Genomic DNA, 13,469 nt, shown 5'->3' with positions numbered 1-13,469 from the left:
TGTGCGCCTGCGTCTGATCGCTGTCGGTTCACGCATGCCCAAGTGGGTGGAAGAAGGCTGGCACGAGTATGCCAAGCGTCTGCCCGCCGAGCTGTCGCTTGAGCTGGTGGAAATACCGCTCAATACCCGGGGCAAGAATGCCGACGTGGCGCGTTTTATCCGCCAGGAAGGCGAAGCCATGCTGGCCAAGGTCGGCCCCAACGAGCGCATCGTCACCCTCGAAGTGCACGGCAAGCCCTGGAGCACCGAGCAACTGGCGGTGGAACTGGATCGCTGGCGCCTGGATTCGCGCACGGTCAACTTCATGGTCGGTGGCCCCGAGGGGCTGGCGCCGGAAGTGTGCGCGCGGGCGGATCAGCGCTGGTCGCTCTCGGCGCTGACGCTGCCGCACCCGTTGGTAAGGATTCTGATCGGTGAACAGCTGTATCGCGCCTGGACAGTTCTGTCCGGGCACCCTTACCACAAATAATCTGCGCCCCTCCCGATGACCCAGCCGATCCGCATCAAGGACCATGAGAAAGACGCACGTCTTGTACGTGCGCGCGTGGTGTTTGGCGCGATCATGGTGGTGGCGTTGATTGGGGTGCTGATCGCCCGCCTGTATTTCCTGCAAGTGGTCCAGTACGACTATCACTCCACGCTGTCGGAAAACAATCGGGTGCATGTGCAACCGATTCCACCGACCCGTGGGTTGATCTTCGACCGCAACGGCGTGGTGGTCGCGGATAACCGGCCCAGTTTCAGCCTGAGCATGACCCGCGAACGCTCCGGCGATTGGCAGCAGGTACTCGATGTGATTGTCGAGGTGCTGCAGTTGACCCCGGAAGATCGAGTGGTCTTCGAAAAACGCATGAAGCAGGGGCGGCGGCCATTCGAGCCGGTGCCGATCCTGTTCGAGCTGACCGAAGAGCAGATCGCACGTATCGCGGTCAACCAGTTCCGCCTGCCGGGTGTGGAAGTGGTGGCGCAGTTGGTGCGCCACTACCCGCAAGGGCCGCATTTTGCCCACTCGGTCGGCTATATGGGGCGCATCAACGAAAAAGAGCTCAAAAGCCTCGACCCCGTCAATTACAGCGGCACCCATCATATCGGCAAGACCGGCATCGAGCGTTTCTACGAGCCCGAGCTGCACGGCCAGGTGGGTTACGAAGAAGTCGAGACCAACGCCCGCGGCCGCGTATTGCGCGTGCTCAAGCGCACCGATCCGGTGCCCGGCAAAGACATTGTGCTGAGCCTGGACATCAAGTTGCAGGAAGCGGCCGAGATGGCTCTGGGCGGTCGGCGCGGCGCCGTGGTGGCGCTGGACCCGAAGACGGGTGAAGTGCTGGCCATGGTCAGCCAGCCGAGTTTCGACCCCAACCTGTTTGTCACCGGGATCAGCTTCAAGGCGTACGCCGAGTTGCGCGATTCCATCGACCGGCCATTGTTCAACCGCGTGCTGCGCGGCCTCTACCCGCCCGGCTCGACCATCAAGCCGGCCGTGGCGATTGCCGGCCTGGATGCCGGTGTGGTGACCGCATCGAGCCGGGTCTATGACCCCGGCTATTACATGCTGCCCAACTATGATCACAAATACCGTAACTGGAACCGCACCGGTGACGGCTATGTCGATTTGGATACGGCAATCATGCGGTCCAACGACACCTATTTCTACGACCTGGCCCACAAGCTGGGGATCGATCGTCTGTCTGCCTACATGGGCAAGTTCGGCCTTGGTCAGAAAGTTTCCCTGGATATGTTCGAAGAGTCCCCCGGACTGATGCCATCGCGGGAATGGAAGCGTGCCACCCGACGTCAGGCGTGGTTCCCCGGTGAAACGCTGATCCTCGGGATTGGCCAGGGCTATATGCAGGCAACGCCATTGCAACTGGCCCAGGCGACCGCGCTGGTGGCCAACAAAGGCATCTGGAATCGACCGCACCTGGCCAAGACCATCGAAGGCGAAAAGCCGGTGGATGACAATCCGATTCCGGACATCGTGCTGCGTGACCCGTCCGACTGGACCAAGGTCAACCATGGCATGCAGCAAGTGATGCACGGTGCCCGTGGTACCGCGCGCAAAGCGGCGATCGGCGCGCAATACCGCATTGCCGGCAAGAGTGGTACGGCCCAGGTGGTTGCGATCAAGCAGGGCGAGAAATACGACCGCTCCAAGGTCCAGGAACGCCACCGCGACCACGCGTTGTTTGTCGGCTTTGCCCCGGCGGACGACCCTAAAATCGTCGTGGCGGTGATGGTGGAAAACGGCGAGTCCGGCTCCGGCGTCGCCGCGCCCGTGGTGCGCCAGGTGATGGACGCCTGGCTGCTGGGCCCCGACGGCAGGCTCAAGCCCGAATATGGCGGCCCCCCTTCAACCCCCGAGGTTACGGCCAGTGAAGAGTAATTTTGACCGCATCCTCTCCAGCGAAGACGTGATGCGTCGCCGCGCGACGTTGCTGCAGCGCATGCACATTGATGGCCCGTTGTTGATCCTGCTGCTGACCCTGGCCGCCGGCAGCCTGTTCGTGCTGTATTCGGCCAGTGGTAAAAACTGGGACCTGCTGATCAAGCAAGCGTCCTCGTTTGGCCTTGGCCTGTTGTCGATGGTGGTCATCGCCCAGTTGGAGCCGCGCTTTATGGCGCGTTGGGTGCCGCTGGGGTATGTCGCCGGCGTGTTGCTGCTGGTGGTGGTGGATGTCATGGGCCACAACGCGATGGGGGCGACCCGCTGGATCAACATTCCAGGGGTGATTCGCTTCCAGCCGTCGGAATTCATGAAGATCCTGATGCCGGCCACTATTGCCTGGTATTTGTCCAAGCGCACACTACCGCCGCAGCTCAAGCACGTGGGTATCAGCCTGATCCTGATCGGCGTTCCCTTTGTGCTGATTGTGCGTCAGCCGGACCTCGGCACCTCGCTGCTGATCCTGGCCGGTGGTGCGTTCGTACTGTTTATGGGTGGGCTGCGTTGGCGCTGGATCCTCAGCGTGCTGGCCGCCGCGGTACCTGTGGCGGTGGCCATGTGGTTCTTTTTCATGCACGACTACCAGAAGCAGCGGATCCTCACCTTCCTCGACCCGGAAAGCGACCCGCTGGGTACCGGCTGGAACATTATCCAATCCAAGGCCGCCATTGGTTCTGGCGGAGTATTTGGTAAGGGCTGGTTACTGGGCACCCAATCCCATTTGGACTTTTTGCCCGAAAGCCACACCGACTTCATTATTGCGGTGCTGGGCGAAGAGTTCGGCCTGGTGGGCATTTGCGCGTTGTTGCTGATCTATTTGCTGCTGATCGGGCGGGGCCTGGTCATTACCGCCCAGGCGCAGACGCTGTTCGGCAAATTGCTCGCCGGCAGCCTGACCATGACTTTTTTTGTTTACGTTTTCGTCAACATCGGTATGGTCAGTGGCCTGTTGCCGGTGGTTGGGGTGCCGTTGCCGTTCATTAGCTACGGCGGAACTTCGCTGGTGACATTGCTGTCAGCGTTTGGGGTTTTGATGTCGATTCACACGCATCGCAAGTGGATCGCGCAGGTTTGAATAAGGTGAAGATGTCAATGCAAGTAATGCGCGGCTGGGCGACTCGGCATGCGTCCTGGATGAGCCTGATTGGGCTGCTGGGCGCAACGCAAGAGGCGCTGGCCGGTGACTACGATGGTTCACCCCAGGTCGCCGAATTTGTCGGTGAAATGACCCGCGACTACGGTTTCGCCGGTGAACAACTGATGGGCGTGTTCCGCGAAGCCCAGAAAAAGCAGGCGATCCTGGATGCCATTTCCCGTCCCGCCGAGCGCGTGAAGCAGTGGAAAGAATATCGCCCGATGTTCCTCACCGACGCCCGTGTGGCCCGGGGTGTGGACTTCTGGCGCCAGCATGAGGCCGTGCTGGCCCGCGCCGAGCAGGAATATGGCGTGCCAGCCCAGGTGATTGTCGCGATCATCGGCATCGAAACCTTTTACGGGCGCAATACCGGCAGTTACCGGGTGATCGACGCCTTGTCGACCCTGGGCTTCGACTACCCGCCGCGCGCCGACTTCTTTCGCAAGGAACTGCGCGAGTTCCTGCTGTTGGCCCGCGAAGAGCAACTCGACCCACTGACCCTCAAGGGTTCCTACGCCGGTGCGATGGGCTTGCCGCAGTTCATGCCGAGCAGCTTTCGCGCCTATGCGGTGGATTTTGACGGCGACGGCCATATCAATATCTGGAGCAACCCTGACGACGCCATCGGCAGCGTGGCCAGCTACTTCAAGCGCCACGGTTGGGTCGCCGGCGAGCCGGTCGTGATCCGCGCCGAGGTGACCGGGGACCGCGCCGATGAAGGGCTGACCCAGGGTATCGAACCGGCCAAGACGGTCGGGGAGTTGCGGGCGCTGGGCTGGTCGAGTCAGAATGCGCCACGCGATGACATGCCGGTCACGGCGTTCCGCCTGGAAGGCGAAAATGGCCCTGAATACTGGATGGGCCTGAAGAATTTTTACGCAATCACGCGTTATAACCGCAGTGTGATGTACGCCATGGCGGTGCATCAGCTGTCAGACATGCTTATCCAAGCACGGGGCAACAAGTAATGCGGGCATCGCTGTTCAATCAACCGCTCAAGCTGGTGGCGTTCGCCGCGTTGTCCCTGCTGGTCGTCAGTTGCTCCACCAGCCGGGCGCCGACGCAGAAGTCCGGCGGCACGGCAGTGCGTTCACAGCCGGGCCTGGACATCAACCGCGCGCACAAAGACGGCGCGCCGTGGTGGGATGTCGACGTGTCGAAAATCCCGGATGCCACCCCGACCCTGCACACCGGCCCCTATAAGGCCAACCCTTATACGGTGTTGGGCAAGTCCTATTTCCCGTTGCAGGATTCCAAGACCTACGTGCAATCGGGCACGGCGTCCTGGTATGGCACCAAGTTCCATGGCCAGAACACCGCCAACGGTGAAGTGTATGACCTGTATGGCATGAGCGCGGCGCATAAGACGCTGCCGCTGCCCAGCTACGTACGGGTGACCAACCTGGACAACAACCGCACGGTGATCCTGCGGGTCAACGACCGCGGGCCGTTCTATTCGGACCGCATCATCGACTTGTCCTACGCTGCCGCGAAGAAACTCGGCTATGCCGAAACCGGTACCGCGCGGGTCAAGGTCGAAGGTATCGACCCGGCGCAGTATTGGGCCCAGCGTGGCAAGCCGGCACCGTTGATGCTCAACGAACCGCAGACCCCGCAGCCGCAGGTGACCGCGTCGACCGGCAAGATCGAGCAGTGGACGCCGCCACCGCAGCAGCACGCGCCGGACACGGTGGTTGTGCCCCATGCGGCACCGGGTGCCTCGGCAGCGGGTGGGCAGTACTTGCAGGTCGGCGCTTTCGCCAACCCGGATGCGGCAGAGCTGTTAAGGTCCAAGCTCAGCGGCATGGTCAATGCCCCGGTGTTCATCAGCTCTATCGTGCGTAACCAGCAGACCCTGCACCGCGTGCGCATGGGGCCGATCGGTTCGCCGAGCGAAGTCGCCCAGGTACAGAACAGTGTGCGCCTGGCCAACCTGGGGCAACCCAGTGTAGTGACCGCCGAATAAAAAGATTGATGGTGCGGGCGCGTGCGCGTGCCCGAACCCTGGTTGTTGGCTCTTTGAACAATAAAAACCCGAAGGCAAGGGGAGAGCGGGCAACCGAACACGTGACAGTCTGGTAGCGGGCTGTCTGAATAAGTTTTGCCCGCGAGGGCAAGTTTCCATAAGCAATTTCGAGAGACGGATGAACATCACCACCTTAGCCAAACGCACGTGCCTGCTTCTTTCGCTGATCATCACCCCCGCCGCCTGGGCGGTTGAAATGGTGCCGGCTTCACCGCAACTGGCCGCCAAGGCCTGGGTGCTCATGGATGCCGCCAGCGGCAACGTGTTGGTCGAGAGCAACGGTGACCAGCGCCTGCCGCCGGCCAGCCTGACCAAGCTGATGACCGCCTACATTGCCACCCTGGAAATCCGTCGCGGCCAGATCGGTGAAAACGACCCGGTGACCGTCAGCGAAAACGCCTGGCGTACCGGCGGTTCGCGGATGTTCATCAAGGTGGGTTCGCAAGTCACCGTGAGTGACCTGCTGCACGGCATCATCATCCAGTCGGGTAACGATGCCAGCGTCGCCCTGGCCGAGCACATCGCCGGCAGCGAAGACGCGTTCGCCGACATGATGAACAAAACCGTGGCCGACCTGGGCATGACCAACAGCCACTTCATGAACCCGACCGGCCTGCCGAACCCTGAGCATTATTCGTCGGCTCACGACATGGCGATCCTGGCCCGCGCGATCATTCGTGTCGACCCGGTGCATTACGCGATCTACTCCCAGAAAGAGTTCTTCTGGAACAACATCAAACAGCCTAACCGCAACCTGCTGCTGTGGCGCGACAAGACCGTCGATGGTCTGAAAACCGGCCACACCGACGAAGCCGGCTACTGCATGGTGTCGTCCGCCGTGCGTGATGGCCAACGCCTGATCGCCGTAGTCTTCGGCACCAACAGCGAGCAGGCCCGTGCGGCCGAGACGCAAAAACTGCTGACCTACGGTTTCCGCTTCTTCGAAACCCAGACCTTCTACCAGAAGGGTGCAGAGCTTGCGAGCGCGCCGGTGTGGAAAGGCGCCACCTCGCAAGTCAAGGCCGGCCTGGCCGAAGACCTGACCCTGACCATGCCTAAAGGCCAGCTGAAAAAGCTCGCTGCCAGCATGACCATGAACCCGCAATTGGTTGCGCCAATCGCCAAGGGCGACGTGATCGGTAAAGTCGAAGTCAAGCTGGACGACAAGGTTGTGCACAGCGCCGACCTGATCGCGCTGGACGCCGTCGACGAAGGTGGTATCTTCCGCCGCGTGTGGGATAGCATCCGTCTATTCTTCTACGGCTTGTTCAACTGATAGTGTGCACCTGCAGAGCCCCGTGTTGATCCGACACGGGGCTTTGCCCGTCGCCACGGCTTACGCTTACGAGGCCGTTACGCCATGACCGATAAAGAAGTAAAGGCGCCAAAGATCGAATTCCCGGTAACCGATTACCCTATCAAGGTGATCAGCGACACCGGTGTGGGCCGCAAAGACCAGATTCTCGACATCGTGCGTAAACACGCCACGATCAACGATAACCGTGTGGATGAGCGATCCAGCTCGACCGGTAAATACACCACGATCCAGTTGCACATCGTTGCGACCGGTCAAGACCAGCTCTACGACATCAACAGCGAACTGCGGGCCACCGGCTTCGTGCACATGGTGCTTTGATGTCACAGGTCCTGGGCTTTCGCGAGCTCGGCCAGATGGCTTACGAGCCGGTCTGGCACGCCATGCAGCGCTTCACCAATGAACGCGGCACGTCGGCCCCCGATGAAATCTGGTTGGTGGAGCACCCTGCGGTGTTCACCCAGGGGCAGGCCGGCAAGGCCGAGCATCTGCTGCTTCCGGGCGATATTCCGGTGGTGCAGGTCGACCGAGGTGGCCAAGTGACTTACCATGGCCCCGGTCAGCTTGTCGCTTATCTGTTGCTGGATGTGCGCAAACTGGGCTTTGGTGTGCGTGAACTGGTGAGCCGCATGGAGGCTTGCCTGATTGAACTGCTGGCCAGTTACGGCGTGACCGCCATGGCCAAGCCGGATGCACCGGGTGTGTACGTCGACGGCGCGAAAATCGCCTCCCTGGGGCTGCGCATTCGTCACGGTTGTTCCTTTCACGGCCTGGCCCTGAATGTGGACATGGACCTGGCGCCGTTCCGGCGGATCAACCCGTGTGGCTATGCCGGGTTGGCGATGACACAGTTGAGCGACCACGCGACACCGATTAAATTTGCCGAGGTAAGTGCCCGGCTGCGCGCGCAGCTCGTCAAACACCTCGACTATGCTGAGCAGACGACCCTTACGGGCGGAATCGACTGACTATGACTACTGATGCAGTGCAAACCATGATCCCGACGCTGGACGTCACCGAGCGTCCGGCTGCGGCCCCGCGTGCCAAGGTGGAAGCCGGCGTCAAGCTGCGCGGCGCCGAGAAGGTTGCACGCATCCCGGTGAAGATCATTCCGACCACCGAACTGCCGAAGAAACCCGACTGGATCCGCGTGCGCATCCCGGTTTCGCCGGAAGTCGACCGTATCAAGGCGCTGCTGCGCAAACACAAGCTGCACAGCGTGTGCGAAGAGGCGTCCTGCCCGAACCTCGGCGAGTGCTTCTCCGGCGGCACCGCGACCTTCATGATCATGGGTGATATCTGCACGCGTCGTTGCCCGTTCTGTGATGTCGGCCACGGCCGGCCGAAGCCACTGGACGTCAACGAGCCAGAAAGCCTGGCCATCGCCATCGCCGACCTCAAACTCAAATACGTGGTGATCACCTCGGTAGACCGCGATGACCTGCGCGACGGCGGTGCCCAGCACTTTGCCGACTGCATCCGCGAAATCCGCAAACTGTCGCCGAACGTGATGCTCGAAACCCTGGTCCCGGACTACCGTGGCCGTATGGACGTGGCGCTGGAAATCACCGCCGCCGAGCCACCGGACGTGTTCAACCACAACCTGGAAACCGTGCCGCGCCTGTACAAGGCCGCGCGTCCGGGTTCGGACTACCAGTGGTCGCTGACCCTGCTGCAGAAATTCAAGCAGATGATGCCGCACATCCCAACCAAGTCCGGGCTGATGCTGGGCCTGGGCGAAACCGACGAAGAAGTCATCGAAGTCATGAAGCGCATGCGCGAGCACGACATCGATATGCTGACCCTGGGCCAGTACCTGCAACCGTCGCGCAGCCACTTGCCGGTGCAGCGTTTCGTGCACCCGGACACCTTCGCCTGGTTCGCCGAGGAAGGCTACAAGATGGGCTTCAAGAACGTCGCTTCTGGCCCGCTGGTGCGTTCTTCGTACCACGCCGACGAACAGGCCAAGCTGGTCAAGGCGAGCCTGGTTTCGTAAAAAATCTGTGCCACACCGCAGATCCAATGTGGGAGGGGGCTTGCCCCCGATAGCAGGGTGTCAGGCACTTATCTGTCACTGATACACCGCTATCGGGAACAAGCCCCCTCCCACATTTCGTTGCGCGTTAATTAGGGAGAGTTGTGTATGACCGCCGCCGTTCCAGCCCTTCGTGCTGAAGGCACCATCGCACTGATCGCGCCCGCCGGCCCCGCCGCGCTGGACGTTGAAAAGGCCGGGCAATGGATGCGCGCCCGCGGCTACGACCTGCATATCTTTCCTGGCGTCTACGAGCGCGACGGGTATCTTGCCGGCAGCGATGCAGTGCGCCTGCGCGACCTGCATGCCGCTTTCGCCAATCCCGATATCGATGCGATCTTCTGCCTGCGTGGTGGCTACGGCACGCCACGGCTGCTCGACGCGTTGGATTTCGACCTGCTGCGCGCCAACCCCAAACCATTGGTGGGCTACAGCGACATCACCGCCTTGCACCTGGCGATCAACCGCTACGCCGGGTTCGTGACCTTTCACGGCCCGATGCTTAATGCCGATCTGCTGGGCAACAAACAGCCCCCCACCGAGTCATCCCTGTTCAGCCTGCTACGCGGTGACCTTGGCGCCGGTAGTGTGCTCGCGCACCCGGTTGCCTACCCGTTGACCACCCTTGAGCCGGGCATCGCCTGTGGGCGCTTGCTGGGTGGCAACTTGTCGATGATTGCGGCCGTCATGGGCACGCCTTACGAAATCGACGCTGAAGGCATCATTCTGTTTATCGAAGACGTTAACGAGCCGATCTACCGCATCGACCGCTTGCTGACGCATCTGCGCCTGTCGGGCAAGTTCGCTCAGATCGCCGGTGTGCTGGTGGGCGATGTTGCCGGTGTGGATAACGCCGCGTTGCAGCGGCTGCTGAAACAGACCTTCGCGCCGCTGCGCATTCCGGTGTTGTCCGGCTGGCGCAGCGGGCATTGTGATCCGAACCTGACGTTGCCGCTGGGCGCGCAGGTGCGGTTGGATGCGGGGGAGCAGCGGGTGGTGTTGGAGCAGGACGTGGTCGTGAGGTCCTGAATCGGTTGCTGACTGCTGAACCGCATCGGGGGCAAGCCCCCTGCCACATGGACGCGCGCACTGTGGATGCGGTCAATGTGGGAGGGGGCTTGCTCCCGATAGCAGTAGGCGTCATAAGCCAATCTATCGGCCCTGCAACGACTCCAGCAATTTCACCGTTGGATACCCGTCCGCCGGCCAGCCCAGTGCCTGCTGCGCCGCACGAATCGCCTTACGCGTATTGGCGCCGATAATCCCGTCCGGGTTACCCGCGTCGTAGCCGTTGGCGCTGAGCGCCGTTTGCAAATCGATACGCTGGGAGCGGCTCAGCGGCAGCTCATCCTTGGGCCAATCGCCGCGAATCACACCACCGCCACCAAACCGCTCCGACAGCAGGCCAACGGCCAGCGCGTAGGACGACGAGTTGTTGTACTTGAGGATTGCCCGGAAGTTATCCAATACCAGGAACGCCGGGCCACGGTAGCCCGCAGGCAGCAGCAGGGCGGCCGACAGTTGGTCGACGTTGGGCGGCAGGCTGGCCCCGGCTGGCAACTGGATGCCCAGTTTCAGCCATTCGGCTACGCTTTTGCGCACGCCACCGTCGGCCAGTGCGTAATCGAAGTTCGCTGGCAGTTGTTGCACCTCGAAGCCCCACGGCTGGCCTTTCTGCCAGCCGGAGCTTTGCAGGTAGTGCGCGGTAGACGCGAGGGCGTCGGCTGGGCTGTTCCAGATGTCGCGGCGGCCGTCGCCGTCGAAATCCACGGCGTGGGTGTTGTAAGTGGTCGGGATAAATTGCGTCTGGCCCATCGCACCGGCCCAGGAGCCTTTCATCTGGTCGGCCTGGATGTCGCCGTGCTGGATGATCTGCAGCGCCGCCAGCAGTTGCGCCTGGGCAAATGCCGGGCGACGGCCTTCATAGGCCAGGGTCGCCAGCGATCGGATCACTGAGTTATTGCCCTGGAACTGACCGAAGTTGCTCTCCATGCCCCATACCGACACCAGCGCCTGGCGGTCCACGCCATAACGTTGCTCGATGCTTTGCAGGATGTCGGCGTACTTGATCAGCAGTGCCTGGCCGTTACGCACACGCACTGGTGACAGGGCGCCGTCGAGGTATTGCCACACAGGGCGGGAAAATTCCGGTTGGCTGCGGTCGGCACGAATCACCGCCATGTCCGGGGTGACGTTGGCGAAGGCGTTATCGAAGACGGCTGGGGTAATCCCGGCTTTCAGCGCATCCACGCGAAAGCCTGCCTGCCATTCGGCGAAAGTCTGGGTCGGTTGGATATCGAGATTGTCCACGGCCAGCGGGGCTACGACAGCGGGTGCTACCACCGGGGCGGCCTGGAGCTTGGGGAGTGGTTGGGCGTCGGCGGCGGTGGGTTTTTCGGCGCAGGCGACAAGCAGAATGAGGCTGGAGGCAGCGATCAGTTGGCGAAGGTGCCAACGACGAGAAAGACTAGAGGGCATGCACAGGTCCAGGGATTACAAATCAGGTACAGACCTTATCATGCCAGAGGGGCGCTTGCCTTCAGGCAGCCAGAAAGTAAGAAGCCTCCCAGCTATTAGACTGGAAGGCTTCGCGGCGGTAGCTGCCTTTGCCCTTGCCGGCGCGTTCCTGACGGCTGCGGAACAGTGGCTGGGCGATGATGGATTTGGCCTTGTTGGGGCCATGCTTGGATGGCTTTTTGCTCATGCTGATTACTCTCATGGGGTGGTTTGAACGGCGCAAATAATCTGCCTAAGTCAGGTCGCTGTAAAGCCCATGAATGGTAAACACAATCAAAAATGTAGAAGGGGCAGTTGTCTTGAGGTTACTCGGCAGGCAGTGCCAGGCGCTGACCGGCCATCAGCAGCGACAAACGGCTGAGGCTCATCCATGGCGAACCGGCCGCCTGGCCCTTGATCTGCGCATCAATGCGCTGAGCCTCCAGCAAGAGCTGCGCCCAGCGTTGCGCCGAGTGCCGTTGCAGGGCTTTGCTCATCAAGGGTTTGCGCTTGTCCCATACCGGCGGCCTGGCCTGGCTGAAGCACTTGTCGAGCGGCGTTCCCTGGCTGTATTGCAGGGAAATATTGGCCAGCACCCGTAACTCGCGCGCCAAGGCCCAGAGAATCACCGGTGGCTCCACGCCTTCGCCGCGCAGGCCTTCGAGCATGCGCAGGGCATGCGCGGGTTCGCCGTTAAGGATCGCATCCACCAACCCGAACACGTCAAAACGCGCACTGTCTGCCACGGCGCCCTGGACGGTTTCGACAGTAATCTGCCCATCTTCGGCCATCAGCTTGAGCTTTTCGATTTCCTGGGCGGCGGCAAGCAGGTTGCCTTCGACCCGGGCCGCGATCAGCTCGACCGCGTCTTGAGTCGCGGACAGCCCCGATTGCGACAGGCGCTGGCGAATCCATTGCGGTAACTGATTGCTGTCCACCGGCCAGATCTGGATGAACTGGGTCTGTGTCCCTTCCACCAGGGCCTTGCCCCACTTGGTTTTCTGCGCGCTGCCGTCGAGCTTGGGCAGGCTGATCAGCAGCACTGTGTCGTCCGCGGGGCGTGCGCAGTATTCCATCAAGGCCGCCGCGCCTTTGTCACCGGGCTTGCCCGAAGGCAGGCGCAGTTCCAGCAGGCGCTTTTCGGCAAACAGCGACATGCTCGCGCCGGCTTGCAGCAGCGTGCCCCAGTCGAAACTGGCGTCGGCGCTGAACACCTGGCGTTCATCAAAGCCTTGTTGGCGGGTGGCAAGGCGGATGGCGTCCGCGGCTTCCTGGCACAGCAGCGGGTCATCTCCGCTGACAATGTAGACGGGCGCAAGGCCACCTTGCAGGTGTTTGGCGAGTTGGGTGGGTGCGAGTTTCATAGGCAGGGCGAACGGGGCGCCTGTGGCGCCCCGTCTGGCTTACTCGACAGGGACTTCAACAGGCGATTGTTTCGGCGTGTTGTCTTCGTACTCTTTGGCGGCCTTCAACGCGTCGGCATCAGCCTTGGCCTTGTTGTCAGCCGCTTGCTGCAAGGTTTCGAGTTGTTCCGGGGTCAGCATCGACAGGCGCAGGACCAGGCGTTGCACCAGCTCGCGACGCATTTCCTTGCGAACCTGGGTGACTTCGGAATCCGAACCCACCAGGTTGTTACCGTCGTGGCTGACGATTTTTTGTATCTGGATCTTGTCACCCATCAATGGCTGATGGTCGCGGCCCTGGATCTCGAAGTTCAGTTCGGTGCTCACTTCGACATCGGACGCACGCCCGGCGCTGGCGTAGCTCAGGTTACGCTGGGTTTCTTTCTCGTTGGCCAGGAACAGCTTGTAGGTCGCGCCGGTGTAGACGTGCACGCCGCTGCTTTTTAGGACCTGGCGCAATTGGGTGACAGTCTCGCTGTAGGCGTCGCGGGCGCTGACGTCCAGTTCCTTGATCGTCAGGTCGGTAGTGCCGGTGCCGCGCAGCTGGAAGCCGCAAGCGCTCAGCAGTACGGCCAGGCCCATAACCAGCAGGTTGCGTTTGATCATTTTGTTGCTC

14 protein-coding genes are annotated in these 13,469 nt (G+C 61.6%); 10 read left to right on the top strand and 4 right to left on the bottom strand.

The window, feature by feature from the left end; all coding sequences use genetic code 11:
- Nucleotide 1 precedes the first annotated feature (1 nt).
- The 10 genes from rlmH (at nt 2) to KSS96_RS25240 (ending at nt 9,983) form a co-directional block, all read left to right on the top strand.
- Nucleotides 2-469: a 23S rRNA (pseudouridine(1915)-N(3))-methyltransferase RlmH gene (gene rlmH / locus KSS96_RS25285; protein ID WP_003176297.1), complete on the top strand. Its 468-nt coding sequence runs from the start codon at nt 2-4 to the stop codon at nt 467-469.
- A 15-nt stretch (nt 470-484) separates the two neighbouring features.
- On the top strand, nt 485-2,383 hold the full coding sequence (gene mrdA, locus KSS96_RS25280; RefSeq protein ID WP_017528941.1) for a penicillin-binding protein 2: 1,899 nt from the start codon (nt 485-487) through the stop codon (nt 2,381-2,383).
- A 31-nt stretch (nt 2,384-2,414) separates the two neighbouring features.
- Nucleotides 2,415-3,518, top strand: a complete 1,104-nt coding sequence (rodA, locus tag KSS96_RS25275) for a rod shape-determining protein RodA (protein WP_050554003.1) — start codon at nt 2,415-2,417, stop codon at nt 3,516-3,518.
- A 17-nt stretch (nt 3,519-3,535) separates the two neighbouring features.
- Nucleotides 3,536-4,546, top strand: coding sequence for a lytic murein transglycosylase B (gene mltB, locus KSS96_RS25270; RefSeq protein ID WP_017528939.1), 1,011 nt, complete (start codon nt 3,536-3,538; stop codon nt 4,544-4,546).
- Nucleotides 4,546-5,544: a septal ring lytic transglycosylase RlpA family protein gene (locus tag KSS96_RS25265; protein ID WP_017528938.1), complete on the top strand. Its 999-nt coding sequence runs from the start codon at nt 4,546-4,548 to the stop codon at nt 5,542-5,544. The genes mltB and KSS96_RS25265 overlap by 1 nt, the downstream gene beginning before the upstream one ends.
- A gap of 178 nt (nt 5,545-5,722) precedes the next feature.
- Nucleotides 5,723-6,880: a D-alanyl-D-alanine carboxypeptidase family protein gene (locus KSS96_RS25260; protein WP_137220292.1), complete on the top strand. Its 1,158-nt coding sequence runs from the start codon at nt 5,723-5,725 to the stop codon at nt 6,878-6,880.
- A gap of 84 nt (nt 6,881-6,964) precedes the next feature.
- Nucleotides 6,965-7,240: a DUF493 domain-containing protein gene (locus KSS96_RS25255; RefSeq protein WP_017528936.1), complete on the top strand. Its 276-nt coding sequence runs from the start codon at nt 6,965-6,967 to the stop codon at nt 7,238-7,240.
- Nucleotides 7,240-7,887 (top strand): lipoyl(octanoyl) transferase LipB, encoded by a 648-nt coding sequence (lipB, locus tag KSS96_RS25250; RefSeq protein ID WP_017528935.1) that lies wholly within the window; start codon nt 7,240-7,242, stop codon nt 7,885-7,887. Before KSS96_RS25255 ends, lipB begins: the two co-directional genes overlap by 1 nt.
- A gap of 26 nt (nt 7,888-7,913) precedes the next feature.
- A complete protein-coding gene (gene lipA / locus KSS96_RS25245; RefSeq protein ID WP_161979900.1) occupies nt 7,914-8,915 on the top strand; it encodes a lipoyl synthase in 1,002 nt (333 codons plus the stop codon).
- 147 nt (nt 8,916-9,062) lie between these two features.
- A complete protein-coding gene (locus tag KSS96_RS25240; protein WP_017528933.1) occupies nt 9,063-9,983 on the top strand; it encodes a S66 peptidase family protein in 921 nt (306 codons plus the stop codon).
- A 123-nt stretch (nt 9,984-10,106) separates the two neighbouring features.
- Here the strand turns inward: KSS96_RS25240 and KSS96_RS25235 are convergent, their stop codons facing one another.
- The 4 genes from KSS96_RS25235 to KSS96_RS25220 form a co-directional block, all read right to left on the bottom strand.
- Nucleotides 10,107-11,432 carry a lytic murein transglycosylase gene (locus KSS96_RS25235; RefSeq protein WP_017528932.1) on the bottom strand — a complete coding sequence of 442 codons (1,326 nt, stop codon included), beginning with the start codon at nt 11,430-11,432 and terminating at the stop codon, nt 10,107-10,109.
- 61 nt (nt 11,433-11,493) lie between these two features.
- Nucleotides 11,494-11,658 (bottom strand): alternative ribosome rescue factor ArfA, encoded by a 165-nt coding sequence (gene arfA / locus KSS96_RS25230; RefSeq protein WP_003176285.1) that lies wholly within the window; start codon nt 11,656-11,658, stop codon nt 11,494-11,496.
- 118 nt (nt 11,659-11,776) lie between these two features.
- Nucleotides 11,777-12,814 carry a DNA polymerase III subunit delta gene (gene holA / locus KSS96_RS25225; RefSeq protein WP_217855445.1) on the bottom strand — a complete coding sequence of 346 codons (1,038 nt, stop codon included), beginning with the start codon at nt 12,812-12,814 and terminating at the stop codon, nt 11,777-11,779.
- Nucleotides 12,815-12,853: 39 nt separating this feature from the next.
- Nucleotides 12,854-13,459 carry an LPS-assembly lipoprotein LptE gene (locus KSS96_RS25220; RefSeq protein WP_017528930.1) on the bottom strand — a complete coding sequence of 202 codons (606 nt, stop codon included), beginning with the start codon at nt 13,457-13,459 and terminating at the stop codon, nt 12,854-12,856.
- Nucleotides 13,460-13,469: the final 10 nt, after the last annotated feature.

Source organism: Pseudomonas asgharzadehiana (genome assembly GCF_019139815.1).
GTDB classification, from domain to species: Bacteria; Pseudomonadota; Gammaproteobacteria; order Pseudomonadales; family Pseudomonadaceae; genus Aquipseudomonas; species Aquipseudomonas asgharzadehiana.
The sequence above is the reverse complement of the archived record's forward strand: the minus strand, read 5'-3'. Positions and strand labels throughout refer to the sequence as shown.